The sequence below is a fragment of the Paraburkholderia sp. GAS41 genome (assembly GCF_050436545.1).
Classification (GTDB): Bacteria; Pseudomonadota; Gammaproteobacteria; order Burkholderiales; family Burkholderiaceae; genus Paraburkholderia.
In genome coordinates, this window is sequence record NZ_JBNDMK010000002.1 from 522,839 (window position 1) to 548,134 (window position 25,296).

Annotated in this window: 24 protein-coding genes; 8 read left to right on the forward strand and 16 right to left on the reverse strand. The window is 61.3% G+C overall.

Going from position 1 to position 25,296, the window contains the following annotated elements:
* Positions 1–7 precede the first annotated feature (7 nt).
* On the reverse strand, positions 8–1,156 hold the full coding sequence (locus P3T43_RS05565) for an aromatic ring-hydroxylating oxygenase subunit alpha (protein WP_429280034.1): 1,149 nt from the start codon (positions 1,154–1,156) through the stop codon (positions 8–10).
* 123 nt (positions 1,157–1,279) lie between these two features.
* A complete protein-coding gene (locus P3T43_RS05570) occupies positions 1,280–2,206 on the reverse strand; it encodes a LysR family transcriptional regulator (protein ID WP_429280035.1) in 927 nt (308 codons plus the stop codon).
* Between the two features lie 222 nt (positions 2,207–2,428).
* Here P3T43_RS05570 and P3T43_RS05575 point away from each other — a divergent pair, with 222 nt between their 5' ends.
* Together P3T43_RS05575 and P3T43_RS05580 are read left to right on the forward strand one after the other, a co-directional pair.
* Positions 2,429–3,769, forward strand: a complete 1,341-nt coding sequence (locus P3T43_RS05575; protein ID WP_429280036.1) for a flavin-containing monooxygenase — start codon at positions 2,429–2,431, stop codon at positions 3,767–3,769.
* A gap of 89 nt (positions 3,770–3,858) precedes the next feature.
* Complete coding sequence (locus P3T43_RS05580) at positions 3,859–4,296, forward strand: RidA family protein (protein WP_429280037.1); 438 nt, start codon at positions 3,859–3,861, stop codon at positions 4,294–4,296.
* A gap of 91 nt (positions 4,297–4,387) precedes the next feature.
* Here P3T43_RS05580 and P3T43_RS05585 read toward each other — a convergent pair whose 3' ends face one another.
* Complete coding sequence (locus tag P3T43_RS05585; protein ID WP_429280038.1) at positions 4,388–6,280, reverse strand: methyl-accepting chemotaxis protein; 1,893 nt, start codon at positions 6,278–6,280, stop codon at positions 4,388–4,390.
* Positions 6,281–6,626: 346 nt separating this feature from the next.
* Between P3T43_RS05585 and P3T43_RS05590 the strand changes: the two genes are divergently transcribed.
* Together P3T43_RS05590 and P3T43_RS05595 are read left to right on the forward strand one after the other, a co-directional pair.
* Positions 6,627–6,941 (forward strand): hypothetical protein, encoded by a 315-nt coding sequence (locus P3T43_RS05590; RefSeq protein WP_429280039.1) that lies wholly within the window; start codon positions 6,627–6,629, stop codon positions 6,939–6,941.
* A gap of 409 nt (positions 6,942–7,350) precedes the next feature.
* Entirely contained in the window at positions 7,351–8,367 is a 1,017-nt protein-coding gene (locus P3T43_RS05595; protein ID WP_429280040.1) for a transglutaminase family protein, read from the forward strand.
* Here the strand turns inward: P3T43_RS05595 and P3T43_RS05600 are convergent, their stop codons facing one another.
* Positions 8,368–9,090 carry an oxidoreductase gene (locus P3T43_RS05600; protein ID WP_429280041.1) on the reverse strand — a complete coding sequence of 241 codons (723 nt, stop codon included), beginning with the start codon at positions 9,088–9,090 and terminating at the stop codon, positions 8,368–8,370.
* A 408-nt stretch (positions 9,091–9,498) separates the two neighbouring features.
* Positions 9,499–9,795, reverse strand: a complete 297-nt coding sequence (locus P3T43_RS05605; RefSeq protein ID WP_429280042.1) for a DUF4148 domain-containing protein — start codon at positions 9,793–9,795, stop codon at positions 9,499–9,501.
* 288 nt (positions 9,796–10,083) lie between these two features.
* Here P3T43_RS05605 and P3T43_RS05610 point away from each other — a divergent pair, with 288 nt between their 5' ends.
* Positions 10,084–10,560 carry a PRC-barrel domain-containing protein gene (locus P3T43_RS05610; protein WP_429280043.1) on the forward strand — a complete coding sequence of 159 codons (477 nt, stop codon included), beginning with the start codon at positions 10,084–10,086 and terminating at the stop codon, positions 10,558–10,560.
* A 153-nt stretch (positions 10,561–10,713) separates the two neighbouring features.
* Here P3T43_RS05610 and P3T43_RS05615 read toward each other — a convergent pair whose 3' ends face one another.
* Both P3T43_RS05615 and P3T43_RS05620 read right to left on the reverse strand, forming a co-directional pair.
* Positions 10,714–11,889, reverse strand: a complete 1,176-nt coding sequence (locus P3T43_RS05615; protein WP_429280044.1) for a porin — start codon at positions 11,887–11,889, stop codon at positions 10,714–10,716.
* A 241-nt stretch (positions 11,890–12,130) separates the two neighbouring features.
* Positions 12,131–13,258 (reverse strand): patatin-like phospholipase family protein, encoded by a 1,128-nt coding sequence (locus tag P3T43_RS05620; RefSeq protein WP_429280045.1) that lies wholly within the window; start codon positions 13,256–13,258, stop codon positions 12,131–12,133.
* A 187-nt stretch (positions 13,259–13,445) separates the two neighbouring features.
* On the opposite strand from P3T43_RS05620, the gene P3T43_RS05625 reads away from it, so the two are divergent.
* Complete coding sequence (locus tag P3T43_RS05625; RefSeq protein WP_429280046.1) at positions 13,446–14,096, forward strand: ureidoglycolate lyase; 651 nt, start codon at positions 13,446–13,448, stop codon at positions 14,094–14,096.
* A gap of 64 nt (positions 14,097–14,160) precedes the next feature.
* Here the strand turns inward: P3T43_RS05625 and P3T43_RS05630 are convergent, their stop codons facing one another.
* The 9 genes from P3T43_RS05630 to P3T43_RS05670 form a co-directional block, all read right to left on the reverse strand.
* Complete coding sequence (locus P3T43_RS05630; protein ID WP_429280047.1) at positions 14,161–16,092, reverse strand: hybrid sensor histidine kinase/response regulator; 1,932 nt, start codon at positions 16,090–16,092, stop codon at positions 14,161–14,163.
* A 24-nt stretch (positions 16,093–16,116) separates the two neighbouring features.
* On the reverse strand, positions 16,117–17,922 hold the full coding sequence (locus P3T43_RS05635) for an ATP-binding protein (RefSeq protein ID WP_429280048.1): 1,806 nt from the start codon (positions 17,920–17,922) through the stop codon (positions 16,117–16,119).
* On the reverse strand, positions 17,919–19,007 hold the full coding sequence (locus P3T43_RS05640) for an ATP-binding protein (protein WP_429280049.1): 1,089 nt from the start codon (positions 19,005–19,007) through the stop codon (positions 17,919–17,921). The genes P3T43_RS05635 and P3T43_RS05640 overlap by 4 nt, the downstream gene beginning before the upstream one ends.
* Positions 18,992–19,426 (reverse strand): anti-sigma regulatory factor, encoded by a 435-nt coding sequence (locus P3T43_RS05645; protein WP_429280171.1) that lies wholly within the window; start codon positions 19,424–19,426, stop codon positions 18,992–18,994. The genes P3T43_RS05640 and P3T43_RS05645 overlap by 16 nt, the downstream gene beginning before the upstream one ends.
* 59 nt (positions 19,427–19,485) lie before the next feature.
* Positions 19,486–19,845 carry an STAS domain-containing protein gene (locus tag P3T43_RS05650; protein ID WP_429280050.1) on the reverse strand — a complete coding sequence of 120 codons (360 nt, stop codon included), beginning with the start codon at positions 19,843–19,845 and terminating at the stop codon, positions 19,486–19,488.
* 34 nt (positions 19,846–19,879) lie between these two features.
* Positions 19,880–20,797 (reverse strand): STAS domain-containing protein, encoded by a 918-nt coding sequence (locus P3T43_RS05655; protein ID WP_429280051.1) that lies wholly within the window; start codon positions 20,795–20,797, stop codon positions 19,880–19,882.
* Positions 20,798–21,164: 367 nt separating this feature from the next.
* Positions 21,165–21,908, reverse strand: coding sequence for a TetR/AcrR family transcriptional regulator (locus P3T43_RS05660; protein ID WP_429280052.1), 744 nt, complete (start codon positions 21,906–21,908; stop codon positions 21,165–21,167).
* A 238-nt stretch (positions 21,909–22,146) separates the two neighbouring features.
* Positions 22,147–23,235 (reverse strand): hypothetical protein, encoded by a 1,089-nt coding sequence (locus P3T43_RS05665; RefSeq protein WP_429280053.1) that lies wholly within the window; start codon positions 23,233–23,235, stop codon positions 22,147–22,149.
* A gap of 154 nt (positions 23,236–23,389) precedes the next feature.
* Positions 23,390–23,575 carry a DUF3563 family protein gene (locus P3T43_RS05670; protein ID WP_429280054.1) on the reverse strand — a complete coding sequence of 62 codons (186 nt, stop codon included), beginning with the start codon at positions 23,573–23,575 and terminating at the stop codon, positions 23,390–23,392.
* Positions 23,576–23,861: 286 nt separating this feature from the next.
* Between P3T43_RS05670 and P3T43_RS05675 the strand changes: the two genes are divergently transcribed.
* Both P3T43_RS05675 and P3T43_RS05680 read left to right on the forward strand, forming a co-directional pair.
* Positions 23,862–24,158: a hypothetical protein gene (locus tag P3T43_RS05675; RefSeq protein ID WP_429280055.1), complete on the forward strand. Its 297-nt coding sequence runs from the start codon at positions 23,862–23,864 to the stop codon at positions 24,156–24,158.
* A gap of 123 nt (positions 24,159–24,281) precedes the next feature.
* Positions 24,282–25,289, forward strand: a complete 1,008-nt coding sequence (locus P3T43_RS05680) for an alpha/beta hydrolase (protein ID WP_429280056.1) — start codon at positions 24,282–24,284, stop codon at positions 25,287–25,289.
* The last annotated feature ends 7 nt before the right edge of the window (positions 25,290–25,296 follow it).

Sequence of the window (25,296 nt, forward strand, 5' to 3'; positions counted from 1 at the left end):
CCGCGCGTCATGACATGGCAGTTCGCTGCGCGAGATAGCGCGCGAAATCGTAGTTGGGTCGCTCCAGGTGGCTCAGGTTGCCTGGCTTTGCGAGCGGAGCATGCACGCCGCGAAAGACCGCTTCGACACCGCGCCGGTCCTCCGCATTGACCTCGTCGAGCAGGGTTTTCAGCGTTGCCATATAGTCGGCCGCCTTTGGATCGTTGATGAACTCGGGCGAGAGTCCGCCGCCGAACTGGATATGGACCTGGCCCACGCCGCGCGGTTGCAGCACGAGATACCAGAAGTAACCCGGCGTGAGCGTCACCAGATGCGTTGGGTAGATCGCAAGGAGCGCGGTGGTGCGCCGCCAGTGCCCTTGCAGACGCGTGTTGTCGGGGTGCGCGTTGCCGATCGGCAGTGACGCTTCCTTAGTAATCCAATGATAGTTGAAAGCCGCTCGTCCGGGCGGGCACTCCATTTCTTCGAGCCGCGAATGCGGGCCTACCGTCGCGCGATGCAGCACGGGCAGGTGGTAGCTCTCCATGAAGTTTTCCGCGAGGATCTTCCAGTTGGTGTTCCACACGTGCTCTTCGTGGAAGGTCTCGACGTAGTCGGACATGCCATACGGCTCGATCAACTGCGTGAGTTCTTCGAGCTGCGTCGCGACGGGCGGCACGTCGGGATCGAGCGTGACGTAAATCCAGCCTTGCCAGGTCTCGCAGCGGATCGACGGAAGACGGTAGCTTTCCTTGCAGAAGCCGGCCTGCCTGTCCATCATCGGCGCACCGGCAAGCGCGCCATCAAGTGTGTAGTTCCATGCGTGATAGGGACACACAATCCGTCTGACGTTGCCGCGTCCTTCGAGCAGCACCGACATTCGATGCAAACACACGTTTGACAGCCCGCGCAGGCCACCTTCCTCGTCGCGCAGGACGACCACAGGCTGGCCGTCGATCTGCGCGGTCAGATAATCGCCGGGACTGCTAAGCGTACTGGCGCGCCCGACGCATAGCCATTCCTTATGAAAGATCGCACGTTGCTCGAGCGCGAGGAAGGCGTCGGACGTATAGACGCGTGGCGGCATGGAGCGCGCCTCGTCGAACGGCCGCTCGCAGTTCGCCCTTAGCTCGCGGCAGATTTCGGTTCCAGCATCCGGCGTTGCAAGGGCAGCCATATGGCCTCCGGTTCAGCATTGCATTGCGATGGACACCAATCTATCAAGTCAAATTGCCAGCCAAAATATTGTTTTCGGATGTAAAAGCCAGTTTTTTCCTATGCAGGCAAGCAGGCGGCCTGTTCAGACGTTTTCGTGCAGGTCACGGATTTGCGCCTCGCAGAACTGCGCAAAGCGTTTCACTAACTGACGTGGCTTCAGTTCGCGCGATTGCGCGATGCCGAGCGTCGTTGCGGTCACATCGTCCTTGAACTGCTTGATCACGAAGTCCGCTCCATCCACGGTTTTGAGCGACTTCAGCGGGAAGTTCAGAATGCTGTAGCCGAGCCCGTTCGCGACCATCCCGCGCACCACTTCCGGCTGCGACGAACGAAACACAGGCACGGGCCGCGTGCCGACCGCGTCGAACAGCCTCGCGAAGTATTCGCGGCTGTGCGGCAGGTCGAGCATCACATACGGTTCGTCGAGCAGATCGGTCAATGAGACGGTGCGAGCGCGCGCAAGCCGGTGTAACTTCGGCAGGATCACGTAGGGCGGCAGCGAGACGAGTGGTGTAAACGCGATCTCGTCGGTGAGGTCGAGGTTATAGGTGAGCACGAGGTCGAGCGTGCCGTCGCGCAGGCCGCGCAGCAGGTCATCCTGATGCGCTTCCTCGGTGCGAAAGTTCACGCCCGAATGGCCCGCAATGAAGCGGCTGATGAGCGCCGGCATGACCGGCGGCGCAAGTGAGACCAGACAGCCGAGGGCGATGGCGCCGGACATGCCGCCGTCCATTTCGCGAGCGGCCGACTGTAGTTCTTCCGCATTTTTCAGAAGATTGCGCGCCTGTCCGAGCATGTCGCGACCGGCTTGTGTCAGTGACAGGCCGCTTGCATGATGACGGATGAATAACTGCACGCCGAACGACGCCTCCAGATCGGCGAGCGCCGTCGAGATGGACGGCTGCGAGATATGCAGTTTCCTCGCAGCGGCAGTGAACGACAGCACTTCCGCAGTGACCACGAAATACCGCAATTGCCGCAGCGAATAGTGCAACTGGCCCACTTCCATCGTGCGTCCCCGGCAGTGTCTTCTGTCGCGATTGTGCGCCGACAAAAATCCATTTGCATAGGTAAAAGCGATGTATTGCATTTTTGAAATATGTTTTTCGGATGCGCGGTGCGAGGGTAGATTGCCTCCATCAAATGGTTTGCTCTCCACGATGTCGGCGTTTACACGGACAGCAAAGCCCGACCGATCCGAACCAAACTTCCTTTCTGGAAGGGAACAGCCATGACAGCTGAAACAACGTCGATCGACACGCTTGTGGTAGGCGCCGGCCAGGCCGGCGTGGCGATGAGCGAACACCTCAGCAGGCAAGGGGTGCCGCACCTCGTGCTGGAGCGCAGCCGGATCGCCGAACGCTGGCGCACGGGACGTTGGGATTCTCTGGTCGCCAACGGCCCGGCCTGGCACGACCGGTTTCCAGGTCTGGAGTTCGACGATCTCGATCCCGATGCCTTCCCCTCGAAAGATCGGGTCGCCGAGTACTTCGAAGCTTATGCGCGGCAATTCAACGCGCCCATCCGCACCGGTGTGGAAGTGAGGAGCGTGGTACGGAGTGTGGGTCGTCCGGGCTTCACCGTTGAGACCTCCGAGGGCATCGTCGAAGCAAACCGCGTGGTGGTCGCGACCGGAGCGTTCCAGCGCCCCTTGATTCCGCCGGTTGCACCGCAGGACGAGAGACTCACACAGATCCACTCAGCCGATTACCGCAACCCCGAGCAACTCCCCGAGGGGGCGGTGCTGGTGGTGGGTGCCGGATCGTCAGGGGTGCAGATCGCCGACGAGTTGCAGCGCGCGGGAAAACGAGTGTATCTGTCGGTTGGGCCGCACGACCGCCCGCCGCGCGCGTACCGCAACCGCGATTACTGCTGGTGGTTAGGCGTGCTAGGCGAATGGGACAAGGAGGTCGCGACGCCGGGCAGGGAGCACGTCACCATTGCTGTGAGCGGTGCGCGTGGCGGCTATACGGTTGACTTCAGGGCGCTGGCCTATCAGGGAATCACGCTGGTCGGTCTGACGAAATCGTTCGAGCGCGGAGTGGTGGTTTTCGAACCGGATCTACGGGACAACCTCGCTCGCGGCGACGAGAACTATCTGGCCGTGCTCGATGCGGCCGATGCGTATATCGCCCGTAATGGACTGGATCTGCCGGAAGAGCCGGAGGCTCGCAAGACGCTTCCCGATCCACAGTGTGTGACCCATCCGCTGCTCGAACTGGACCTCGCCGCGGCGGGCGTGACAGCGATAGTCTGGGCAACAGGCTATACGGTCGATTACAGCTGGCTCAAGGTCAACGCTTTTGCCGCGAATGGTAAGCCTCAGCATCAACGGGGCGTTTCGAGCGAACCCGGTGTGTATTTTCTGGGACTGCCGTGGTTGTCGCGCCGTGGCTCGAGTTTCATCTGGGGGGTGTGGCACGACGCCTTGCACATCGCGGACCATATCGCCACGCAGCGCAAATATCTCTCGTATCGCGATGTTTCGCAGCGTGAGGCGGAGAGCGGTCAGCCGCCGAAACGTGATGACGGGTGCCCTGATTCGAAATATCTCGCTCAAGTGCTCGGTTGACAATGTAGAGCCGTTTTTCGTCGCGGCTTTGTGCCCCGCTTCTCGTCACCTGGCTGTACAGAATTTTTTCACTCCGAAGAAGACGCAAGATGACCCAACCTACGCATACCCGCATCCGCATGTTCAATACCCGGGATACGTACCCCAATCAGTCGCTCGATAACGACCTGTGCCAGGCCGTGCGGGCGGGCAACACCGTGTACGTGCGCGGGCAGGTGGGTACGGATTTCGCCGGTAATCTGGTCGGGCTCGGCGATCCGCGCGCGCAGGCGGAGCAGGCAATGAAGAACATCCGGCAGTTACTCGAGGAAGCCGGTAGCGACCTCTCGCATATCGTCAAGACCACCACGTACCTGATCGATCCGCGTTATCGCGAGCCAGTGTATCAGGAGGTCGGCAAGTGGTTGAAGGGTGTCTTCCCCATTTCCACGGGTCTGGTGGTCAGCGCCTTGGGGCAGCCGCAGTGGTTGGTGGAAATCGATGTGATCGCAGTGATTCCGGATAACTGGAAGCCGAATCAGGTCTAAACGAGCCGGGCGCGAATCGTGTGCTCCCAGCCTTGCGCGACAGGTTTCGGTTCCGTCGCGCAAGTCGTCCGACTCAACTTCATGTCGACGCCTAAGGCTCCAGTTTAAAGAAGCCGACGGTCCTGTTCAGCTCGCGCCCTTGCGACTTCAACGAATCCGAAGCCGCAGCGATCTGTTCAACAAGCGCAGCATTCTGCTGGGTCGACTGATCCATCAGGGCGACTGCCTGATTGACCTCGTCGATGGCACGGCTTTGCGCGCGGGCGGAATCGGCGATTTCGCTCGTGATAGTCGCGACGTTCGAAATGGCGTCGGTCAACTCGGCAATCGTTTTTCCCGCGAGATTGACCTGTTCGGCGCCGGCCTGCACGTTTACCACCGACGACCCGAGCAACGCCTTGATCTCTTTGGCTGCGGACGTCGATCGCTGCGCGAGGTTGCGCACCTCTGAAGCGACGACGGCAAAACCGCGTCCACTTTCGCCTGCGCGCGCGGACTCCACCGCCGCATTGAGGGCGAGGATGTTCGTCTGGAACGCGATACCCTCGATCATGCCGACGATGCCCACGATTCTGCCGGACTCCTCAACGGCGGTGTTCATCGTGTTTGCAGCCTTCGTTACGGCCTCGTTGCCGCGATGCGCCGTTTCAACCGCGTTGGCGGCGACAGCGTTGGCATTTCTCGCCTGCTCGGCGGTACCGCGCACGGTCCCGGCAAGCTCTTCCATACTCGCGGCGGTCTGCTCGAGTGAAGCCGCCTGCTGCTCGGTTCGTGACGAAAGGTCGACGTTGCCAGCCGATACCTCGCCGGCGGCGAGCTCAAGATGACGACTGCTTACCACCACCTTCTGCATGACGCCGTGGAGTTTCTCGACGAATGCATTGAACTGTCGCGCGAGCAGTCCTACTTCGTCGGCGGTATCGAGCGGGAGGCGCCGGGTCAGATCGCCATCGCCCGCAGCGATTTCGTGCATTGAGCCAGCGAGGCTGCGGATGGGGTTGGTCATCCGACGGCCGAGGACGATCGTGATTCCGAGCGCCGCGACCAGCAGGAGCAGCCCCGTTGCAATCAGGATGAGGGTCAGCCGGTTCGCGGCCGCCATCATCTCTGCCTGCGGCACCAAGGCATAGTATTTCCAGCCGTTCTTGGGCGACGTGTACACGAACGACCGGTACGACACGTCGTCCATATGCACGGTGTTCAGCCCGTCCGCCGCGTTGGCCAGTTGCTCATAGCCGCCGCCGAGACTCTTGAGATCCTTGAACTCATGTTCCTTCGCGCGCGGATCGATGAGGATTTTTCCGTTGTTGTCGGCAACGAGCAAATAGCCCGTTTCTCCGAACCGGATTCCGCTTGTCAGCCGGGCGAAGTCGGCAAGCGATATGTCGCCCTCGAGGGCGCCGAGAATTTCTCCCTTGCTGTCTTTCACGGTCCGGGCGAAGGAAATGATCGCGCCGCCAGAGCCCGCCGCGCTGAGGTACGGAGAGGGGCGCACCACGCGATCGGGCGCCGTCATCGCCAGTTGATACCACGGTCGCACGCGGGGATCGTAGTGATCGCCGTTCATGCTTTCGATCGGCCACTGCACGTAGCCGCCCCAGCGCGTGCCGATATCGAGGTAACGCATGTTGGGGTGAGCGTCCCCGAACTGCTTGAGCAGCGCAAAAATGGTCTTTTCGACTTCGCCGTTTGCATCCGGCGTCATCTGACCGCCGTGATTCAGATAGTCGGTGATGCTCTGGTCGGCGGCCTTCAACTGCGCCGTCTGCGTCAGGTAGGTGAGGTTTTGCTCCACTTCCCGGAAATTGGTATCGAGCGACTCGTCGGCCTGGACGATGCGCTCGTGACTGGATCGCTCGAACTCGTCGACCGCCTGCTGACGAACGTTGCGTGCGCCGACAGTGGTGAGTAATAGAACCGTAACCGCCAGGGCAGCACCCGACACGGCACTGAATCTGAAAGCGATTGAACTCGTAAGCTTCACAAATGACCTCTGTTCAATATGTGAACCACAACCGATAGGTCTCGCTGGCCGTTAGGCCTCCCGCAGACCGCTACGATGGTTGTCGGCCGAATTTCCGGCTGCTTGAGCCTATTTGCAGGGCGAAAATTGAAAAAAGCCTCGTTCCTGCAAATGCGTGTCGTTGGCTGTCTGTTTTGTGTCGCGTGCACGATGAATGGTTTGTTCGACAACTGAGCGGTAATTCGCACCGGTTGTTTGTGCACTTCTGACTGGAAAGGGCGCGCGGCACGGTGCTTGCTGGATTCATGGTCAAGCAGGCGACGACCGTCTGCGTCTGTATTCCCGTCCAATCAAGGAGGAACGGATCATGAACAAGGCAACCAGCACATTGATCGCGGCCGTCGCCGCACTCGCACTGTCGGGCGGCGCTTATGCACAGGCGGCCGGAGGTTCGGGCAACGGCGGTACGTCCGGCAGCACGGCTAGCCCGGCCAATCAGGTGAACAGTGGAACGAGCGGCTACGGCACGCCAGGCACCCCGAACTCGGAGAGCGGCATGGTGAGCGCGGCGCCGAACTCAGGCTTGCCGAGCGGCACGAACAGCTCGACGTCTGGAGCGGCGCCTACCAGCAACAACACGCTGGCGACTCCGAGTACGAAATCGCCGGCAGCCGGCAATTAATGGCGGGTAAGAATAACAACGCGTGGTGAATAAGCGCGGAGCGGAAGGAGCGATTCGCTCTAGCAAAGCGAATCGCATGAAGCGGTGGAGTGATGGCGATATTCGCCGCTGTTTCGCGCCGCGTACGCGCCTCTCAAACGTTAGTTAGTACAACCGGCAATTCGCATTTCGCATTCGAAACCGGTAGAAAGCAAGGCCGCTGTCTCCACGGACAGCGGTCTTTTGTTTCTTGCCAACCTCATACGCCAACGGCTCGCGGGGCGCAGAAGGGGGCGCCCGAGTGTCAAGTCGATGCTGTCAGTGGCATCATTGGCGTGTCAGCATGTAATCTGGCGTGGCTGTTGTCGTACGAGGCAGCCGTATCCATGCGTGACAGCCCGTTTGTGCAGCGTTGGCCCGGAGGTCGCACATGTCCGCGTTTCTCGAAGTCGAGCACGTCACAACCTATCGCTACAACAAGCCTGTCGAATTCTCTCCGCACCGCGTGATGTTCAGGCCGCGGGCCGCGCACGACATTCGGGTACTCTCGGCCACGCTGGAGGTGTCGCCGCACAGCACACAGTACTGGGTGCAGGATGTGTTTTCCAACTCGGTTGCAATCGTCGAACCACGCGTTCCGGCCGATGCACTGGAACTCCGCGGGCGCTTCGTGATAGAGCATTTCGGCGTCAGGAATCTGGAGTTGCCGGTCGCGCCCGAAGCGGAGAACTATCCGTTCCAGTATAGCGACGAGGATCAGCTCGATCTCGCCCCCTTCCTGCCGTCCCAATACCCGGCGGATCAGCCCTTGCTACGCGAGTGGGTCGCGCAGTTTCTCCCGCGGCGCGGCACCACTCATACACGCGACATCCTGGCCAATATCAACGTGGCCATCCGCAGCGATTTCCAGTATCAGTCGCGTGACGCTCTCGGCACTCAGTCTCCAGCGGAGACGCTGAACCTGCGCAGCGGCACGTGCCGGGATTTCGCGCTGCTGATGATGGAAGTGGTGCGGGAACTGGGGTTGGCCGCACGCTTTGTGTCGGGGTATCTCTACGATCAGGCGCTGGACACGCCCGCCCCGCCCGTGGTCCGCAACACGGGACTGCAGCAGGGCACGCGACAGGTCGAAAGCCACGACGCGCCGCTCGTGGTGGGCGCCGGCGCGACCCACGCATGGCTGCACGTCTTCTTGCCAGGCGCCGGCTGGTTGCCGTACGACCCGACCAACTCACTCGTCGGCGGTACTGACCTGATCCGGGTGGCGTACACTCGCAAGCCCGAGCAGGCCGCGCCAGTGTCCGGCTCGTGGTTCGGTGCCGCGCAAGATTTTGTCGGCATGGATGTTAGCGTCAGCGTGCGGCGTATCGAGCAGCCAGACGAGCCGTCATCGAGCGCCGAACGTCCCGCGTGCACATCCAGCAGTGGCGTGGTGGAAAAACCGTGACTACGGTGCGCTTCTGTCACCCAGAACAATTTTGTGGATATTGTGCGGATACACCCAGTCGCGAGCGTGGCGTTCGATGAGGCTCATCAAGGCCGGCGGACCACTGCAATAGATCTGCGTGTTGGCCTGCGCCGGATGCAACGCGTGAGAAGCGGTCTGCTCCAATCGTTCGGCGTTCAAACCAACATGATGATGGACGCTGCCTTCGCTTTTCAGCGCATCCAGTTCGTCGCGGAAGACGGCCCGTTCGGGTGATCGAGCGAAGTTGTGCAATTCGAATTTTTGACCTGCCAGGGCGAGTCGATTCGCGATTCCGGCGATCGCTGCGGTGCCAACGCCGCCCGCAAACAGTATCGACCGCGTATGCCCGTCCAAAATTAAGGTAGGACTCCGTGTCGTTGCAATAAACGCCTCGTCTCCGCGACTCAACGAGATGTTGCCCGATTGTGTTTCCGGGTTGCCATCGTCCTGTCTTACGGCGATGACATAGGCACTCGGCCGAGACATGAAACGGCACAGGGGATAGGTTCTCTGCATGCCAATGACGTTATTGAAAGCAAGCGTGACGCAGGCTCCGTCGTCAAGCGCCGGAAGCTTCAATCTCGACCGGCTTTGAAGTTCAACGGCGTGGTAGCTTTCGGCAAGGTGCCATCTCCGTGTAATGACGACTGGAAGCAAGGTGTCATGCATGACTTCTCCAATATGACGATTGTCTTTTGACATCGGACATTCGTCGATGTGCGGATAGTGTGGGATGGCCGGTGCAGGAAGCGGTGATGAGGAGCGCTGAATGTCGGATTCAGGTTAGGGCGGAAGATATCGGCCAGCAAGGCGTTCAACGCGCATACCACGTATATAACTGTGCTGATAAAGGCGCGCCGGCGGGTAATCGGTGAGATCAGCGAATTCGATCAGGCAGCGTGGTTGCTGCCGCGAAGGTGTCGCAGAGAAAATAAGTGCGCACGTTCGTGCTGGTTTCTTATTTACGTCCTGCGGGACAGGGGGGGCTTCGTCGTAGACTCGCGCGGCGGGCGGCGAAGATAAGCGGCGGACTTCACCGCGCGCATAAATCAACTGGGCGGCGGGGCATTGCGCCCCGCGCCCTTTCAGACTCGTATCCAGTGCAACGGCTTATTGCCCAAAGAAAACGGGCTTCAATCCGACTGTGCCGGCGGGGCGTCCACCCTGCGACGATCCGCTGGAAGCCGGGCCGTAGCCGCTATCCTGTCCAGAGGATGCCGCCCCACTTGCATAGTTCGTCGGGAAATCAACCGTATTTGCGTTCGCTGGATTGAAGCCTGCCCTCTCGAGTTGAACGATCTCGTGCTGCACCTGATCGTGCGTCAAGGAATCGTTTGACTGGGCGAGCGCTGCAACCGGAGCCGCAATGACAGCGCCGGTCAACACTGCATAAATTAACCATTTCATGACGGCTCTCCTCTTTGCAGATTGTTCCTGCGCTGACTTCAATTTGCAGATGTGTAACCCAATGAGTGTAGGCCCGCTCCCACATTTAACTAATACGAATCGCGCAATGGATTATTGATGCGAAACAGGCGCGCGCTATGCTTGGTCGAGGGCCAGTGCCACCGGCGCGCTCGAGCATGTGGTCATTGGATTTTGCGGTTTGAAAAAGCGTGGCAACACCGACTGCGCTGCTCAACCCAGGTATGCCCCTTGCGCGGCTTCGTATGCACCATTTTCAAGGAGGCGACAATGGGCTCAATCAATCCTCAAGGTGATACCCGCGGCGGAGCAAATGTGGTTGGCGGCGGGATCGGCGAAGGTCCGGGGCCGGAAATCATGGCCGCGGCTACGCTCGACGGCAACAAGGTGATGTCGTCAGATGGCGAGCATGTAGGCAAAATCTCCGACATCATGCTCGACGTGCGCACTGGGCGGATCGCATACGCTGTACTGTCTGAAGGCGGATTCCTGGGCATGGGCGCAAACCTGCACGCCATTCCCTGGAACGCGCTCACGCTCGACACGGACCAGAAGTGCTTCTACGTCGACATTACCGCGCAACGTCTGAAAGACGATCCGGGCTTTGATAAGGATCACTGGCCGACGATGGCGGATTCGAAGTGGGGCGCGACGACGCATAGCTATTACAATCGCCAGCCATACTGGGTTGGGACGCAGGAATGGGTGGACGACGACCCTGACTTGCGCCGACCGCTCGACCACTAGAAAGGCACTGCGAGATACAGCTGAACACCCTCCGCGTAGCGTCGGATACGCGCAGCAGGTGCTTCAATCGAACTGGCGGAACACGGCAGCGGAATGACGAATTCCGCCGGTTCCATTGCGATCGGTTTGCCGCAGGGCAGACCGATCTCTCGTTTAGAACCGATGTCTTATCCCTATCGCAACGAGACCCTGTGTGTCGGCACCGGAGTTCACCTCGAACGAGCCGATCGACGCAGTAGCCGCCACGACTTTCCCGCTGGTATTCAGCGTCGACCCATTGGCTTTCTGCCAGCCCGCAAGCGCATACAATTCCGTGGTTTTCGATAGCGAATAGTCGTAACCGAGGTTCACCTGGTTGTAGGTTGCAGAGGCATCCCCACTCGACTTCGTGAAGTTATAGTTCAGCGCCGCGACGCTTGAACGGGTGACTTTGTATTGTGTGTACGCCGTCACCACGTTGAAGGTTTCCGTCCGTGTAAATACGGAACTGGCGTCGGCTGCGTACTGGACGTTGCTGTATGTCACGCCTACCGTCAACGCGTCCTTGGCGTAGTTCGCGCCCACCCTGGCGATACTGATGTTACTGGCGGATTCGTACCCGGAGTTGATCGAGGTATTGAAGAAGGAGTCCGAACTGCTGGTCCACGTTCTCACGCCTTTTACCACCGTATTGCCGCCACTGGCATGATAGTAGGCCGCCGCCACGGTGTAGGCCTGGTGCGTATACGCCGCTCCGGCGCCGTACATCTGCCCCGCGCCCGTGCTTCCGGCGATGCCGCCAAAGCCATACATCAGTTCATACGTGAATCCACCATAACTCGGGCTGGCATATTTGATCGAATTATTGATGCGCACCGTGTCATCGTAATTGTCGATGTCGCCTGGCGTGCCGAAGCTCTTGCCGTACACCGCATCGGCTGTCAGCGGCAAGATCAGATCGACATTGGGATCGTACTGCCGCCCGAGCGTGACAGAACCGAATGTCGTACTGGTCAACCCCGTGAACGCCTGGCGACCGAATTCCCGTCCGCCCTGGTTGAACTGTCCCGTCCCGAGATCGAAACCATCCTCCAGAAGAAAGATGGCCTTGAGTCCGCCGCCGAGGTCCTCGCTACCGCGGAATCCCCAGCGGTTGCCGTGCAGAAGGCCATTGATGAATCTGACCTGGTTGCTCGCGGTACTGCCGTCAGCGGCTATCACGTTATGAACGTAGCCAATGCCGCCGTCGATGGAGCCGTAGAGCTCCACGCTGCTTTGCGCATGAGCGATGCGGGTTCCGAGCGTGCTTCCCGCGATAGCTGCGACGACCACCACTAGTCTGCGCCTCATCGAATTGTCTCCGTTCGCAGTTTCAGGTCACTTCTTGTTGTTTCCGATGCCTGCTAAAAGCGATTTCCCGCGTTGAGACCGCCCATGCATCGCGATACATAGGGACCGCCTCATCACCTATTGAAGCACGTGCATCGTCACATCGCTAACTGCTATCGTGGAACAGGTGTTTTTCTTTTTATCAGGTATCCGTAGTTTGCGAAATCTGCTGCGTTTCCAACTGGGCAAAAAACGGATCGCATTATCGACCGGGTGACGTGGAACGGCTTTTATCCTCGGCCTCCCGAACGCTGCCGATTGCAGAGGGGGTTCCTTCCAGGCGGTTCTTCACCAGCGCATCGAGATTGAAAGTGGACGTCTTGCCGACGCTGGGCAGAGACTCCTGCACCCACGCATCAGCTGCGGCCCATCCTGCCTTTCGTAAGGCAAGAAATAGCTCGATGCAGGGCGTGTCCTTCGACGCCGCGCCGATCTCCTCCATCAGGTGTTCCGCGCGAATCACATGGAAGCGCTTGGGGGTGTAGGTCTTGCCGTTATGGACGAGGGTGTTTTCGGCGCAGAGCTGGTTGATCAATTCGATCTGCCGGACTTCCGTGACCCACGAGGCACCGAAGCTCAGTTCGTTGATCCGGTTCACGATCTGCCTCGGGAGAGTGGGCGGTCCGTGTTTGACGACCAGCGGATCGATGAGCACGCTAAGAATGTCGTCGACGCGGTCGACGAGCGGATTGAGGGCGGGGTTCGCCATATATCCGCCGTCCCAGTAGTACTCGCCGTCAATCTCGATCGCCTTGAAGAGTGTGGGGAGACACGTCGACGCCATCAGCGCCTTGGCGGTGATTTCAGCGGGACCGAAGATGCGCAGCGCGGTCAGGTCGACATTCGTTGCGGCGATATAGAGTTCGGGGCCACGCTTGTTCGGCCGGTTGATGAGGCCGAAGTCAGGAATGACCTTCTCCATGATCGGACCGATGGGATTGCTCGACCATGGCATTGCGTAGGGAGAACTGATCTGCTGGAGCATGCCCTGTGCGATCACGAACGGATTGAGATCCACATTCCAGCGGTAGGGCGAATTCAGCCATTCGGTAGGCCAGTTGTAAAACGGGTGCCAGTATGAACTGGCGCCCACCAGCCGCCACAACCGCTCCAGCGCACGCTTTGCCTCGGGCACGCTCTCATTCAGACCGTAAGCGCAGGCGGCGCCGTTCAGCGCGCCGCCGCTCGTGCCGCTGATCGCGCGAATGAAGAGCTTCCCATTTGCAACTTCGTCGAGGAGACGATCGAGCACGCCCCACGTGAACGCCGTGTGTGCGCCGCCACCCTGCAGCGCCAGACCTACCGTCGGTATACTTTCCGTGTTGGCCATGCTGCTCCCCTTTTTCAAGTCGGCATAGCATCCTATCACCCACTCGTCGACGCCCGCTCGCCGGCTTGAAAAATCGGCTTCGATGCACTTTTCATGTGCCGGCAGACGTCGTATCCGTGAATCCGGATGCCGCGACGATCCGGCCGCGTGGCTCACGTGGACAATCTTTAACGTGTAAACTATCGCGATGACAGAACACATCGACTACCTCAATCCCGGCCTTCCCGCCGGGCTCCGGCGCGTAGTAATGCCGGTTATCGACGCGACCTCAGCCACGCTTGAGGGTTATGGCCATCTCGTAGCGGATCCAGAAGAGTGTCCGATCGAAATCGTGCAGTGGCCGAGGACGGGCTCACGCCCCATCGACCCGGACACGGGCGATCAGGGTGGCACCACCGAAGGCACCTTCGTGAGCGAATGGCGCGGCGATATTCTCTACGGCAGCAACGCGGCGGTGGGCGGTCATTACATTCTCGCCTACGCGCAAGAACCGGAAGCGGCCCGCGAAGACAGCGCTCTTGCACCGGAGCGCATGTTGCTGTGGCACGCGAACTACCACCCGGATGGGGGACAACTCTTCTTCCCGCTCGACCATCAACCGTTCTACGTGCCGTTGGCGTTACCTGGGGACGACATTACGCCCGAGAAATTCGTGTGCTTCCGCTTCGATGGACGGCAAGGGCTCTACATTCATCCGGGCATCTGGCATGAAGGCGTATTTACGCTTCGCGGGACGCAGCGGTTCTTCGACAAGCAGGGCGCCGTTCACGCGCGCGTGTCGGTGGAGTTTGCGAGCGAGTTCGGGTGTCTGCTCGAAGCACCTATCGCGAGTGAGTGACGCCTAAGGTTCGGGTCGAGGTGCGGCAAACGGCGGTGCACATGAACGAGCACCGCCCGCTACTTCAGGGCCTCGCATCCGGGAAGCGGCTCACGATCACACGCTGTATCTCGTCCACCGAGACCGGCTTGACGAGATGATGGTCGAAACCCGCTTCCTGAGAACGCAGACGGTCTGAGGCCTGACCGTAGCCCGTGACGGCGATCAACAGCGCGTCTGCGGTATCCGGAAGTTTGCGCATCTCCCTTGCCAGCTGGAACCCGTCCATGCCGGGCAGGCCGAGATCGAGCAACACGATTTCAGGCTTGAATTGCGCCGCGATTTCAAGGGCCTGGGTCCCTTCGTGCGCGACGCGCACATCGTATCCATCCGCTTCCAGAACCATGGAGAGTAGCGTCGCCGCGTCCACGCTATCGTCCACCAGTAGAAGCCGCAATGGCACTGCGGCGCCGCGAGGGGACACAGCCGCAGCCGCAGCGGGGGTAGCCGGCGCCGGCTCGGTAACCTGTCCCGAGCGCGAGAGCGGCAAGCTCACAATGAATTCGCTGCCGTGTCCCGGACCGCGCGAAAAGGCCTGAAGATGCCCGCCATGCAGTTCAACCAGCGTCCGGGCGAGCGGCAAGCCAATGCCGAGCCCGCCTTCCGAGCGTTCGAGCGAGTTCTGCGACTGGACGAACAGATCGAAGATCACCGGGATGGTGTCGGCACTCATCCCGACTCCGTTGTCGCGCACCGCGATCTGCACGATCTCATCGGACTTGCGAACGTCGATCAGAATTTCGCCACCTTGCGGCGTGTATTTCACGGCATTCGACAGAATATTGCCAAGCACCTGAGCAATCCGTACACCGTCGCCGATCACGTAGAGCGAGTTGTCCGGCATCTTGGTCTTGAGCGTATGGGCTTTTTTGTTGAGCGCAGGCGCAACCGTTTCGATGGCGGCTTCGATGGCTCCCGCGAGGCTCACGTTCTCTTGCCGCAGCGTGATCTTCCCTTGCGTGATACGCGCTACGTCCAGCAGATCGTCGACGAGGCGACTCAGATGCCGCACCTGGCGTCCGATGACCGCGCGCATCGTTTCGAAATCCTGAGCATCAGGCGAGCGGCTCGGATCGAGCAATTCAATCGCATTGCGAATCGGTGCAAGCGGATTGCGCAACTCATGCGCAAGCATGGCGAGAAACTCGTCCTTGCGGCGATCCGCGTCGCGCAACATCATCTCGGCGGCTTTGCGCTCGGAGATGTCGTTGACGATGCCCGCCAGCCGATAGATCCGGTCATGCACATCGCGGACCGTAAACGCGCGCTCGGCGACCCAGCGAGTGTTGCCATCGGGACGAACGATCCGGTACTGGATCTCGTACGGCGTACCGCTGGCGAGCGCCCGATACGCGGTCTCGACCTCAGCCTGGTCTTCGGCGTAGATCTGGCCGGCCCAATGCCCTGAACCCGGTACCGGGGCAAGCACCTCGGCGCCCCACAGGCGACGATAAGCCGGGCTCACATATAGCAGTTGATCCGTGGCCGGGTCGAGCATCCAGAACACATCGTCGATGTTTTCCGCCATCTGCCGAAAGCGCTCTTCGCTTTCACGCAGCGCGCCTTCCGCACGACGCACGCGCAGCAGCGCGCGTACGTGCGCAATCAGTTCAGCAGGTTCGATCGGCTCGATCAGGTAACTGTCCGCGCCGCCGTCGAGCCCACGGACTTTGTCGACGCTCTGCACCGCGGCCGCGGAGGTCTGCAGCACCAGAATGCCTGCCGTTTCCGGTGTGGCCTTGATTTGCCGGCACACTTCGAAGCCGTTGATGTCGGGCAGCTTGACGTCGAGCAGCACCAGATCGGGCAATGAAGCGCGTGCCTGCTCAAGCGCTTCGGTACCGTTGGCGGCTTCGATCACCACAAAGCCGGCACGCGACAGGATCCGGCTCTTCGCATAGCGCGTGCCGTCGTTGTCGTCGACGTTCAGGATGAGATTGGCGGTTGCGTCGCTCATGGGAAATTCGTGTCCGTGGGTCGTTCAGGGGGCGCTTAGCACCGCGTCCAGCGAAGTGAGCAAGTCGATGCCCGACAGCGGCTTGATAAAAAAGGCATCGGCGCCGAGAGATTGCGCCCGATCGCCCTGGTCGCTATCGCTCAAGACAATCACGGGTACGCGTCGCGGGTGTGAGTCAGCGCTCTCCGAGGCGCCGCCTTCGCGATCATGCCAGGCGCCGCCGCCATGGCGAAGCTCGGCCAGCCAGGTCCAGCATTCTTCGCGATCCGATTGCATGTCCAGCACCACGGCGGATGCGGCCGACACCGCGAGTAAGGTTTTTGCCTCGCGCACGGTTGCCGCGGCGGCCGAGCGGTAGCGTGTGTTGTGCAGCGAAGCTTCATAGCGCACGCGGTCGTCGAGACTGGTCGACACCAGCAGCACCATATCGCGCTCGGCGTCGCGCGGACGGGGTGCCGGTGCGGCCATCTCGGGCGTGTGCGGCAGATAGGCCTGAATGGTCGCCGTGAAAGTCGAGCCTTTGCCCAGTTCACTGTCGAGACTCACCGCCCCGCCCAGTAGCTTGCAGAGCTTGCTGCAAAGCGGCAGGCCCAGCCCGGTTCCTTTCACAGCGGTCTGCAAGCGGTTTTGTACCTGTTCGAATTCTTCGAAGACGCTTTGCTGGTGTTCCGGCGCAATGCCAATTCCCGTATCCGAAACCGCAATGGTCAACGTCTGCTGCTCGGCATCGTACTGTGCGCTGACCCGGACCTCGCCCTGCTCGGTGAACTTCAATGCGTTCGAAATCAGGTTGCGGAGAATCTGCGACACCTTGCCTTCGTCGGTGTAGACCGGCGGAATCTCGCCGCACGGCTCGAATATCAGTTCAACATCCGGAGCCGGCAACAGCGGGCGAAGCATGCCGCGCAGGGCCGAGAAAACGTCGGCGACCTGGAACTCGCTCGGCCGTATTTCGACCTTGCCCGCTTCGATCTTGGCGAGGTCGAGCAGGTCGTCGACGGTCTCCGCCAGTTCGTCAGCCGCCTTACGAATGAAGCGCACCTGTTTGGCCTGCTCGTCGTTCAGTTCGCCGTCTGTGCGGTCCATCAACAGGTTCGAGAGGGCGCGGATCGAATACAGCGGCGAGCGGAATTCGTGGCTCATGTTCGACAGGAAGCGCGACTTGGCATCGTCGGCACGCCGCAGATGTTCGGCGCGTTCGTCCAGTTCCGCGTAGAGCGCGACCACGCCACGATTGGTGTCTTCGAGTTCGCGCGTGAGCCGCACGAGTTCTTCCTGGCGTTCCTGCAGTTGATCGAGCGCTACCGTGAGTTCGTGGCTTTGCCGTTGCATTTCATCGAAAGAGCCGCCGGCGTCCGGTGTCGCGGCACCGCGGGCCAGCACTTCGCCCGCTTTGTGAGGCGCCAACGGTGCATGCGCCGGAAGGCGCTGCGCCAGCGTGATAACGGCGTCGCCCGCCACGTCTTCAATTGAACAGGCATCCATCAGGCGCTGTGCTGCGAGGACGCCAAGCGGACCGGGCATCTCGCCGGCATTCACGTCTGCCGCGCGGGGCGGCGGCTCGATCAGGCGGGCACTCGAAGTAGCGGGAGCCACGAAGCGGATCAGCAGGCTAGGCGGCTGGGCCGTTTTATCCAGTAGAAATTCCGCGCGGCCGCGGGAGGTCGCGAGAAACACGACACGTGCGACTTCCAGTGCCGATGTTGCAACGCGGATCTGGTCATGCTGCGAGAAAGCGAAGGCTGCGCTCAGTTCGCGGGCACGCCTGCGCGCGGCGACTACTGAGCGTTCACCGTCCAGCGGCAGAACTTGCAGGAGTTCGGCCGTCATAGGTCTCCCGTGCGCTCCGCGCGCGCGACGAAGACGGTGACGTCGTCGCGGCCACGCGCGAAGTCGCGATAGAGCACCGTCGCAATCAGGGTGGGGTGCCGGTGCGTCAGGCCGGGATATTTGCTCAGATCCCAGCGGGTGGCGAGGCCGTCGGAGTGGAGAATCAGCAAGCCGTCGCGCGGCCAGCCGACCTGAAACTCCTGCGCCTTGCGCAGTTGATGACCGACGATGCCCGCGTGCGACACCAGATGGCGCTGACCGGCCGGCGTCCAGACGCTCGCAGCAATATTGCCGACGCCGCAAAAACGCGCGTTGGCGAGCGCGCCATCCGCAGCGTCAAAGGCGGGGACACTGGCGACGCCGAGTGCCGCACCGCGCGTGGGCCGTAACGCGTCATGCGACGCCTCGACGATGTTCACGACATTCGATGTGCCAAGCCGCGTGAAAGTATCCGTCGCGGCCAGCGCGGCGGTGTGGGCAAGCGGGCCGTGCCCGAGGCCATCGACGACGAGCACCACGAATTCGCCTTCCGCGTAGCCGCAAATCCAGGCGTCGCCACACAGCGTCTCACCCTGCAGCGGCAGATTGATGGCGCCGTACGCGACCGGCTCTGATCGGACCGGAGCGGCTGGGCGTGCATCCGCCCAGACCACGATGCGAAGCACCGTGCCAAGGCCTGGCATGCTCCAGATGTCGAGCTCGTCGCTGAGCCGTTGAATCGCGCCCATGCCGTTGCCGGGACTGCCCGCCGTCGTATAGCCGTCGTCGAAGCAGGCATGCAGATCGCGGATGCCTGGGCCGCTGTCTATCGCGAGTAGTTCGATTCCGCAGCTAGCCGGAAGCGCGGATGCTGGCGTAACGGCGCGAACGATCGGGCGCACCAGTAATTCGCCGTGTTGTGCGTGCTTGAGTTGATTGGTTGCGCATTCGGTCACGATGATCGCCAGCTTGCCGAGCACCGTTTCATTGAAACCGACGCTGAACGCCATATCGCCGATACCGCGTCGCGCAAACGAGACTGAACTGGAATCGCCGATTTCGAAGCGACGCTGCGTCACGCTCAGCCCGTTCAGAATGGCTTCCATTTGGTCACCGAAATATGAGTGCCTTCGCCCAGCACGGAACGGATTTCGAATTCGTCGCACAGGCGCTTGGCGCCGCCAAGCCCCAGGCCCAGACCGTTGCCGCTGGTATAGCCGTCCGCCAGTGCCTTGGCGATATCCGCGATGCCAGGTCCGCTGTCGATGAATTCGAGCCGCAGACCGACACGGCCGTTACGCCGCACTGTGTATAAGTGTACGTCACCCCCTCCGCCATAGATGAGGGTGTTGCGCGCGAGTTCGCTGGCGGCGGTGACGAATTTCGTCTGATCGATTAACGAAAGACCTTGCGCCACGGCCTTTTCGCGCACGAAGCGCCGCAAACGCACGATCTGCTCATCCGAGCGGATGGGCATGATCTCGTCGGGCGGCTGGCCGTCCGGCCCCGTTGGACCTGATGCCATCGCTTCGTTGGTCGGAGAGGACAAGGCGGCGCCGTTGGTTGTCTGGCCTGGGAACGTGCTCAAAGCGGTGCCGAACCGGTCAGCAGCGCCATACCCTTTTCGACGTTCAGCGCGGTGCGCACGCCCGGCAGCGCCAGGCCGAGTTCGACCAGCGTAATGGCAACGGAGGGCTGCATGCCGACCACCACCGTTTCCGCGTCGAGAACGCGCGCCATGGCGGCGGTGTCGCCGATCATGCGGCCAATGAAGGAATCCACCACGTCGAGCGATGAGATGTCGATCAGCACACCGTTGGCACGGTCTTTGACGATGCGGCTCGTCAAATCGTCCTGCAGTGCCATGGCGAGGCGGTCATGCATGTCGACCTGGATCGTGACGAGCAGCAGCTTGCCCATCCGCAGAATTGGAATGCGTTCCATTGTCGGGGTCCGGTTGAATCCGCGTGAGCAGGCGTCAGTCGCCAGCGAACGGGTCGCCGCGCAATGGGCCCGGCGTGCCGGGGGCTTCGGTCGCCGCGGCTGCGCCCATCACCGACTTTCCGGTGCGCTTCAAGGCGACGATGAAGGCGTCGGCGAGTGTGGCCTTGGTGATGACGTTCTGCAGATTCACGCCCAGATGCACGATGGTCTGCGCGATCTGCGGCCGGATCCCGCTGATGATGCAATCCGCGCCCATGAGCCGCGCTGCCGCCACGGTCTTGAGCAGATGCTGCGCCACGAGGGTGTCGACCGTGGGCACGCCGGTGATGTCGATGATCGCGATGGCGGCGCCGGTCTCGACGATCTTTTGCAGCAGGCTTTCCATTACCACCTGGGTGCGCGCGGAATCCAGCGTGCCGATCAGCGGCAACGCCAGAATGCTGTCCCAAAGCTGAACCACGGGCGTGGACAATTCGAGCAGTTCCTGTTGCTGGCGGACGATGACCTGCTCACGGGTGCTCTGGAACACTTCGGTGGTGTAAAGACCCATTCCGTCGAAGAGCACGCTGATCGTCCACGTGAGATCAGCAAGGGCGGCTGGGTCGGAGGCCAGTTGAGCGCGTAGGCGCGCAAAGAGCGGTGCCTTGAGCGAGAACACGAACATGGCGGTTTCCACGGGCGTAAAACCTTGCCGTGCCCGTTGCTCGGACACTTCTGCGAGGAAGGTACGCACTTCGTCCCACGTCGCTGTATTGAAGTCGACCTGCTCGGACGAGCCGAGCGCCGCGCAGACGAGATCGACGTATTGCGCGAACTGATTGCGCAACTGCGCTTCGGGTACGCCGCCGCGCCGTGAGGTAATGGCGTACTGCTGCGCCGCCCATTCGCCGAGTAACTCGCTTTTTCGTTCGTTGAAGAGTTGGGCGAGACGCGTTCCGGCAAGCGTTTGCATACAGTTTCCCCAATCAATGGTCAGCAAGGAGGCGCGATGCGTGTCGGCCGTATTGTTTTAGGCGCGGTTCGTCGGGCCGTCACTGTGCGCATTCGACTGTAGCATGGGGCAGCAACTGCTTGTGGAGTACTAAAGGAAGACCCTATCAGCTAAGACGATCCGCTTAATGGTGGAGGTCGAATTTGCTGGGGCGTTGTTGATCAGAGACGCATCGGGGAGGTAACAATTGCCTGCGCCGCGGAGGCGCAACACTTCGGGACTCCGTACAAATTTCCGCGTAGCTGGCGCCGGATACGCGAGGCCCACATGCGTGCAATGACGCTGTTGCGCACGTCGCCGGCTGGGCAAAGTATCTCCATGCGGCCGATCAGCGTGGCTGGGAACGTCGGGTATCCGCAGACTTTGTGGGTGCGGCGAAAATGATCTGGACGTGTTCGATCGCCGCGTCCACCAGCGCTTCCGCGTTCTCGATGCCCTCGGTCGATCTGGCCAGCGCGTTCAGACGCCCATCGATCAGCAGCAAAGCGAGTCCGTGAACATAGGCCCACGCAGCCGTCATGGCAACGGCTTGCGCGGCGTCGAGCCGCCTGAAGGCGCCGGAATCATCCTCTGCGCTGCCGGGCGCTTCTACGCCGACGGCCCCGCTCAATACGCGTGCCGACGCTTGCCGCGCTTCCACCAGTGACGGGCGCGTAGCGTCGAGCATCTCGCTGCGCGACATCAGATGCAACAGAGCAGGATTGTCTCTCGCGAAGCTCACGTAGCCGCGAGCCGTCGCCTTGCGTCGCGGCTGCCCGGGCTCCGCGCCCGCCGCACTGTCCGCCATGGCGGAGGCGAGCCGCCGGTGGCCGTTTGCGGCCAGTTCACTCAGGACACCTGCGGTGTCGCCGAAGTGATGTTGGGGCGCGGTGTGCGACACGCCGGCTTCACGTGCAATGGCACGCAAAGTCAGACCGCGTATGCCGTCTCGGCGCAGGACAAGCTCCGCCGCATCGAGGAGCGCATGGGGCAGCGAACCATGGTGGTACGGCTTCTCGCGTGCGGTTTTGTCTGCTTCGGTTGGGTGTTTCGACGGCGTGGGGGTTTTGCGGCGAGACGGTGCGTCGTTCATACGGGCAGAGAGGATCGGAATTTTTACAATGAAAAGATATGTTGACCGGGAGGGCACAAAAAGTCAAAGTCTTTCCTTTGTAAAGATACGGGATGTCCATCAGGCGCGCGGTTCCCACGCGTCTTTGTTCACGACCGTATCGCCGAATACGTCGCGCGACAGTCTCCGGGTGGAGACCGTGGATGACGCGTTGGCAGTCCGTAGACGGTGGCGCGCGAAGCGCCTTAGGAGCTAGACATTACGGCACGGGGCCGATCTGCAGGATCACGTTGTCATCGAGATCGGGGGTGTACAGCGACTGTCCAGACCACGCGATTTGACCGATGGTGGGCAGGATGCCCGGCAACGGTCCAAGACTGAGTCCGTACTGCGCGCTCGAACCGGCCACGGTGCTGACCACACCTGCTGGGGAAATCTCGCGAATTTCGAAGTTGTTGGCGTCGTTGGCGTAGATGTTGTTTGACGGATCCACCACGAGCGAGGACAAACCATTGAAGGTCGCTGCATTGCCGGGGCCGTCCGATGCACCCGAAATCGAGAGCGAACCCGCCAGCGTGACGGCGGTTCCGGTGGTGCCGTTCAGCGTCACCTTGTACAGGACGCCCGCGTTGCCTTCGGGGTTCTCGTCGGTAACGTAGATGTTGTTAGCCGAGTCCACTGCAAGGCCGGACGGAAGAATCAGTCCGAGCGGTGTGTTCGCGGCTGTGGTCAGCGAAATCACGTTGACCGCGCCTGTTGGGGTGATCTGCGTCAGTACGTGAGCGCCGGTGGTGCTTGAAACGGTGAAGACGTAGACGTTGCCGGCATGGTCGGCGGCGATTTCGCCGCTATCGTCCGTCTGCATGGCCTGGCCGGTCCGCGGATCGACGAGCGTCGTGACCTGCCCGGCCGGCGTGATTTCGCGCACGGTCACGGCGGGTCCTGCATCGGTCACATACAGATTGCCGGCAGGCGAGATCGTGATATGCGCAGGCCCTTCAAATGACGCGGCGGCGCCGGTACCGTCCGCTGAACCCTCCATGCCCGGCGATCCCGCGAAAGTCGACACCGTACCGGCGCTGATTTTGCGGATCGTGAAGTTGTCGTTGTCGGCCACGTATACGTTGCCGGCAGGGTCGACCGCCACGCCGGTGGGCGTGTTGAACTGTGCGGAAGCGACCGCGCCGTCAACCGAGCCTGTCGCGTCAGGAACCCCCGCAAACAGATTGATACTGGACGTTGGGCCGGAAGGCGGCGGCGGGTTCGAACCGCCGCCGCCGCCCCCGCCGCCGCAACCGGCAAGCGTGAGGGTGGCGATCCCGGCGGCGATCGCTGAGGCCAGGTGCAATCGACCCCGGCGAGGCAAAGGTCGAGTTGAGCGTGCGGTACGAGTTTCCGAAGGCATGTCGAAGCGTCTGTCCGTTGTAAAACTATCTAAGAGAGGGCGGGTTAAGAGGACGTTGGACGTCCCCATTCATGTGGAGGCGCGGCGGGCAAGCCAGTCACAGCCTCCATTCGCGCGGCGCGTTGGACGAGTACAGGATGAACGGCGAGTGAGCCGTCTCAATCACGTGAATGCGGTGTTCGAGCTCGACGTAATCAGCGGATGAAGCCAGATAGATGTCGCGCTGCTGTTCTTCGGTGTTGACGAACAGCGCGCCTAGACGCTTCGCAAAGTTGGCAAACATGATGTGCTCCAGTCGTGAGTGCGACGTTTCGGATACCGTTCCATTGCGTCGCCAGGGTTGCGGCGGGCGGTCCGGATGGCCTTGGCAATCACAGCACCGTTCGTCGATGGGGCAGATCGTAGGCGCGAAAAATGAGCCGAAAATGAGCAGCTGCCACGCTTGCAATGAAGGGTGGAGGAGTGGGAACGCCGTGGGTGCGTTCCTAATTCGTGGCTCACTTTGTCTCGCCACAATGCAGTCATTCGATGCAGTCAACGGACTGTCATCAGAGACAAGGAGAGCAAAAATGAAACTCATTCGGCAACTGGCAGTCGCCGCGGCGCTCGGTGTTGGACTGGTGAGCTGTGCGCAGGCACATGTGTTTGTCGGTATTGGCGTGGGTGTCGCTGGCCCGGCTTACGCGGCTTATCCGGCTTATCCGGTGGTGCCCGTCGCACCGGTTTATGTGCCGCCGCCGGTGTACTACGCGCCGCCGCCGGTCTACACGGCGCCTGTGGTTGTGGGTGGGTATTACGGACACCCAGGCGGATATGGCGGCTACTATGCGGGCTACCACTACGGGTACGGCTACTGGCATCGTTGATGCCACCAGTGGCCGAGATTGCCGCAGGCTGAACGCGTGCCTCGTCTGAGCGAGCGTAGGCGACCCGAATCTCGGCGCGCGCTCGCTTTTCACGCGCCGGTTCTTCTTTCCGATCGAATCATCATGAATGTTCCGGATTACCAACCGACTACTTCTCTCCCCGCTACCCAAAGCGACAAGCCCCAACGCTCCGAAAGCTGGCAGGCAGCGTGGCTGCGCCGCACGATTCCGCTGGTGATGGCATTGCAGTTCGGCTCGAGCCGCCGGCCTGCGCCCGATGTCCATACCATCCGGTTGCGCACGCATCAATACACGTGGCCGGCCCGGGTGGCGGCGAAGCTGCTTCATTCGCGGGTACACCGGTATCTGGACGGCGAATTGAAGGGCGAATGGATCAGACCGGAGGCGGCCGCTTCAGCGCATGCGGAGACCGTCGTCCTGTTCCTGCATGGCGGTGCGTACTATTTTGGTTCACCCGCCACACATCGCGCAGTCACTTTCGAGCTGGCGCGCGCTTCGGGATCGGCCGTGTTCGCACTGGACTACAGCCTCGCGCCTGAGCATCCGTTTCCTGCCGCGTTGCAGGAAACCTTGCACGCCTATCGCATCCTGCTGGCGCGGCGCATTGCGCCCAGTTCGATCGTATTCGCGGGCGACTCCGCTGGAGGCGGCCTTGCGCTGGCGGCACTGGTGGCCTTGCGCGACGGCGGCGAGCCACTGCCGGCGGGCGCCGTACTGTTGTCGCCGTGGGCCGATCTGACCAGCATCTGGCGCGCGAAGCACAACGTGTTGTCGATGAATCGCACGGCCATGGAGGCGGCCGCACACATGTATCTGCGCAACGTCCGCCCGTTCGAGAGACTGGCGTCGCCCACGCGCGCAAGATTGCACGGCTTGCCGCCCATTCATATTCAGACCAGCGACACAGAAGGCCTGAACGAGGACGCCCATGAGCTTGCCGCCAAACTGCAGCGTGAAGGCACGCGCGTGGATTTCGCAGAATGGCATGCCATGCCGCATGCGTGGCATTGTTTTGCGCCCTTCATTCCCGAGGCGCGAGCGGCGCTGATGCAGGCAGCAGGATTCATGCGTGGCTGTTGGGTAAAATCGAATCACACCGAGAGCACATGACCTGTCT

Excerpts from the sequence above, each read along its gene's own strand:
- P3T43_RS05565 (WP_429280034.1), bottom strand. The coding sequence starts at position 1,156 with ATGGCTGCCCTTGCAACGCCGGATGCTGGAACCGAAATCTGCCGCGAG.
- P3T43_RS05570 (WP_429280035.1), bottom strand. The coding sequence starts at position 2,206 with ATGGAAGTGGGCCAGTTGCACTATTCGCTGCGGCAATTGCGGTATTTC.
- P3T43_RS05575 (WP_429280036.1), top strand. The coding sequence starts at position 2,429 with ATGACAGCTGAAACAACGTCGATCGACACGCTTGTGGTAGGCGCCGGC.
- P3T43_RS05580 (WP_429280037.1), top strand. The coding sequence starts at position 3,859 with ATGACCCAACCTACGCATACCCGCATCCGCATGTTCAATACCCGGGAT.
- P3T43_RS05590 (WP_429280039.1), top strand. The coding sequence starts at position 6,627 with ATGAACAAGGCAACCAGCACATTGATCGCGGCCGTCGCCGCACTCGCA.
- P3T43_RS05595 (WP_429280040.1), top strand. The coding sequence starts at position 7,351 with ATGTCCGCGTTTCTCGAAGTCGAGCACGTCACAACCTATCGCTACAAC.
- P3T43_RS05600 (WP_429280041.1), bottom strand. The coding sequence starts at position 9,090 with ATGTCAAAAGACAATCGTCATATTGGAGAAGTCATGCATGACACCTTG.
- P3T43_RS05605 (WP_429280042.1), bottom strand. The coding sequence starts at position 9,795 with ATGAAATGGTTAATTTATGCAGTGTTGACCGGCGCTGTCATTGCGGCT.
- P3T43_RS05610 (WP_429280043.1), top strand. The coding sequence starts at position 10,084 with ATGGGCTCAATCAATCCTCAAGGTGATACCCGCGGCGGAGCAAATGTG.
- P3T43_RS05615 (WP_429280044.1), bottom strand. The coding sequence starts at position 11,889 with ATGAGGCGCAGACTAGTGGTGGTCGTCGCAGCTATCGCGGGAAGCACG.
- P3T43_RS05620 (WP_429280045.1), bottom strand. The coding sequence starts at position 13,258 with ATGGCCAACACGGAAAGTATACCGACGGTAGGTCTGGCGCTGCAGGGT.
- P3T43_RS05625 (WP_429280046.1), top strand. The coding sequence starts at position 13,446 with ATGACAGAACACATCGACTACCTCAATCCCGGCCTTCCCGCCGGGCTC.
- P3T43_RS05630 (WP_429280047.1), bottom strand. The coding sequence starts at position 16,092 with ATGAGCGACGCAACCGCCAATCTCATCCTGAACGTCGACGACAACGAC.
- P3T43_RS05635 (WP_429280048.1), bottom strand. The coding sequence starts at position 17,922 with ATGACGGCCGAACTCCTGCAAGTTCTGCCGCTGGACGGTGAACGCTCA.
- P3T43_RS05640 (WP_429280049.1), bottom strand. The coding sequence starts at position 19,007 with ATGGAAGCCATTCTGAACGGGCTGAGCGTGACGCAGCGTCGCTTCGAA.
- P3T43_RS05645 (WP_429280171.1), bottom strand. The coding sequence starts at position 19,426 with ATGGCATCAGGTCCAACGGGGCCGGACGGCCAGCCGCCCGACGAGATC.
- P3T43_RS05650 (WP_429280050.1), bottom strand. The coding sequence starts at position 19,845 with ATGGAACGCATTCCAATTCTGCGGATGGGCAAGCTGCTGCTCGTCACG.
- P3T43_RS05655 (WP_429280051.1), bottom strand. The coding sequence starts at position 20,797 with ATGCAAACGCTTGCCGGAACGCGTCTCGCCCAACTCTTCAACGAACGA.
- P3T43_RS05660 (WP_429280052.1), bottom strand. The coding sequence starts at position 21,908 with ATGAACGACGCACCGTCTCGCCGCAAAACCCCCACGCCGTCGAAACAC.
- P3T43_RS05670 (WP_429280054.1), bottom strand. The coding sequence starts at position 23,575 with ATGTTTGCCAACTTTGCGAAGCGTCTAGGCGCGCTGTTCGTCAACACC.
- P3T43_RS05675 (WP_429280055.1), top strand. The coding sequence starts at position 23,862 with ATGAAACTCATTCGGCAACTGGCAGTCGCCGCGGCGCTCGGTGTTGGA.
- P3T43_RS05680 (WP_429280056.1), top strand. The coding sequence starts at position 24,282 with ATGAATGTTCCGGATTACCAACCGACTACTTCTCTCCCCGCTACCCAA.